The sequence below is a fragment of the Rhodoferax sp. ZS1R8 genome, from assembly GCF_056521325.1.
This window is the reverse complement of sequence record NZ_JBWMBA010000037.1, coordinates 1-1,937: the sequence shown is the minus strand read 5'-3', so window position 1 is coordinate 1,937 and position 1,937 is coordinate 1. Positions and strand designations below refer to the sequence as shown.

The 1,937-nt window shown below is 58.4% G+C and carries 2 protein-coding genes and 1 pseudogene; all 3 read right to left on the bottom strand.

Annotation, left to right across the window (positions count from 1 at the left end; genetic code table 11):
- A pseudogene (gene ipk / locus AC097P_RS23495) lies at nucleotides 1–200 on the bottom strand (4-(cytidine 5'-diphospho)-2-C-methyl-D-erythritol kinase); the annotation flags it as partial.
- Nucleotides 201–218: 18 nt separating this feature from the next.
- Nucleotides 219–845 carry a lipoprotein insertase outer membrane protein LolB gene (locus tag AC097P_RS23490; RefSeq protein ID WP_479612853.1) on the bottom strand — a complete coding sequence of 209 codons (627 nt, stop codon included), beginning with the start codon at nucleotides 843–845 and terminating at the stop codon, nucleotides 219–221.
- A partial coding sequence (locus tag AC097P_RS23485; protein WP_479612852.1) for a tetratricopeptide repeat protein occupies nucleotides 731–1,937 on the bottom strand: 1,207 nt, incomplete at its 5' end. The genes AC097P_RS23485 and AC097P_RS23490, both read right to left, overlap by 115 nt.

Genomic DNA, 1,937 nt, shown 5'->3' with positions numbered 1-1,937 from the left:
AGGTCGTCGGCTGGCAGGGCCCAGGTCAGGTCTTCGCGGCTGATCTGGCCGTCGGCCCGGATGTCAAAGTGCAGGGTGTCGCACCAGTCGATCAACATGAACACGGATTGCAGCAGGTGGTAACCGTCGGCACGGCGACCCGTGATGTGCAGGAAGAGGTTGAGCTTGGCGGGGGCGGGTATGTCGTAGAGCGACTGCATGCGGTGATTATCCGGCGATCAGCGCTGCAGAATGATTTTCAGATCGGCCGGAACCTCGGGTTCCAGGCGCTGGGCATTCAGGCGCCCATTGGCCAGATCTTTCAGATCCACTTGCCAGCCAGGTGTGAACGGCTCATTGCCCTTTAGCCAGGCAAAAAGGCTCTGAATAGGTAGAGTGGCCCCGGTGGTGTGCAGCGTCAACGCGTCCAGCGATGCAAAATGCTGGGGCTCTCCGGTGGTTTGCAACTGGGCGCCAGCGCTGCTCCACTGCAGCCGTGCGGCCGTGCTGCCAAGTGGCGTAAAAAACGATAGTGTGCCGTCTTCGGCACTGCCCTGGAGCTCAAAGTCTGCCGCGAACGCTTGCACAGGCGTGCTGTGCACCTTGAGCGCCAGGCGCCCCTGCCAGTAGGAACCATTTTGGTCATTTGGGTCTTTAGCCCCCGTCGTACTTGCACAACCTGCTATAAAAATAATAGTTAAAAGAAGGCTTGATATCCATGCCCCACGCAAGTTCCATTGCGTGCCAACTTTCACGGTGTGCCACCCAGGCGCCGCATGGTCTCGCGCAGCGTCTCGTTCTGTGGATTTAGCGTTATGCCCTCTTTCCAGATTGCGCTGGCTTCGTCCTTCTGGCCCACACTCCATAACACCTCGCCCAAATGGGCCGCAATCTCTGCGTCAGGTCGGACCTTAAAGGCTCCCTGCAATAGGCGTATGGCTTCTGTGGCGTTGCCCATGCGGTATTCCACCCAGGCAAGGCTGTCCACGATAAAAGGGTCTTCGGGTGCAAATGACAATGCCCGGGTGATCAATTGACGGGCCTCGGCCAGGCGGATGTTGCGATCCGCCAGCGAATAGCCAAGGGCGTTGTAAGCGTGGTGGTAGTCAGGCTTGGATGCAATCACTTGGCGCAGCAGCGTCTCCATCTCATCGAGGTTGCCTAGCTTCTCAGCCATCATGGCCAGGTCGTAAACCAGTTCCGTGTCGTCCGGGAATCGTGCACTCGCTTGCCGCAAGAGTTCGTGTGCTGCAGCGTATTGCTGCGCATCGCGCAACAGTTGCACTTCGGCATGGATTTTTTCCAGCGCATCTGATGCTTGCAGCTCCGGCACGCTGCGTATGGCTTCACGGGCCAGATCCAGCTTGCCCTGGCGGACCAGGATGGCGGCATGGCGCTTCTGTACGCGCAGTGCGTCTTTAGGGCTGGTGATCTGGTCCAGATAAGCCTTGGCCTCGTCTAGCCGTTTACCCTTTTCCGCTACCTGCGAGAGCAAGAGATAAGCCTGCACCAAGCCTCTGCCCATGGTGGCGGTCTGGCCCGTTGTGTCTTTGGGTGCCGGATTCAGTGCCACATAGGTTTTGAGAGATGATTCTGCAAGAGAGAGTTTTGCGTCTTGCAACTCCAGCGAACCACGCAGCAGCCAGGCTTCGGAGTAGTCGGGCTTTTCCGCCGTCAGCAGCTGCATTTGTGTGTAGGCCTCATCGTAGCGCTGGGTATTGATGGCATGCCGTGCATAAGCCATGCGCACGTCAGCAGACGGCTTGCCGTCAAGATACTTGCGCACCAAAGCTTGAGCCGACGACGCTTTGGCCTCTATCAGGGCCACTGCCAGCAACATGACGTCTTCTGATGCGGAGTCCAGTGCGAGGCCTTTTTTTATTGCGTCCATTGCGCCAGGAACATCTTCAGCCTGCAGGCGCATAGTCCCGATCGCCGCCCAGGCTGCAGGACCGGTG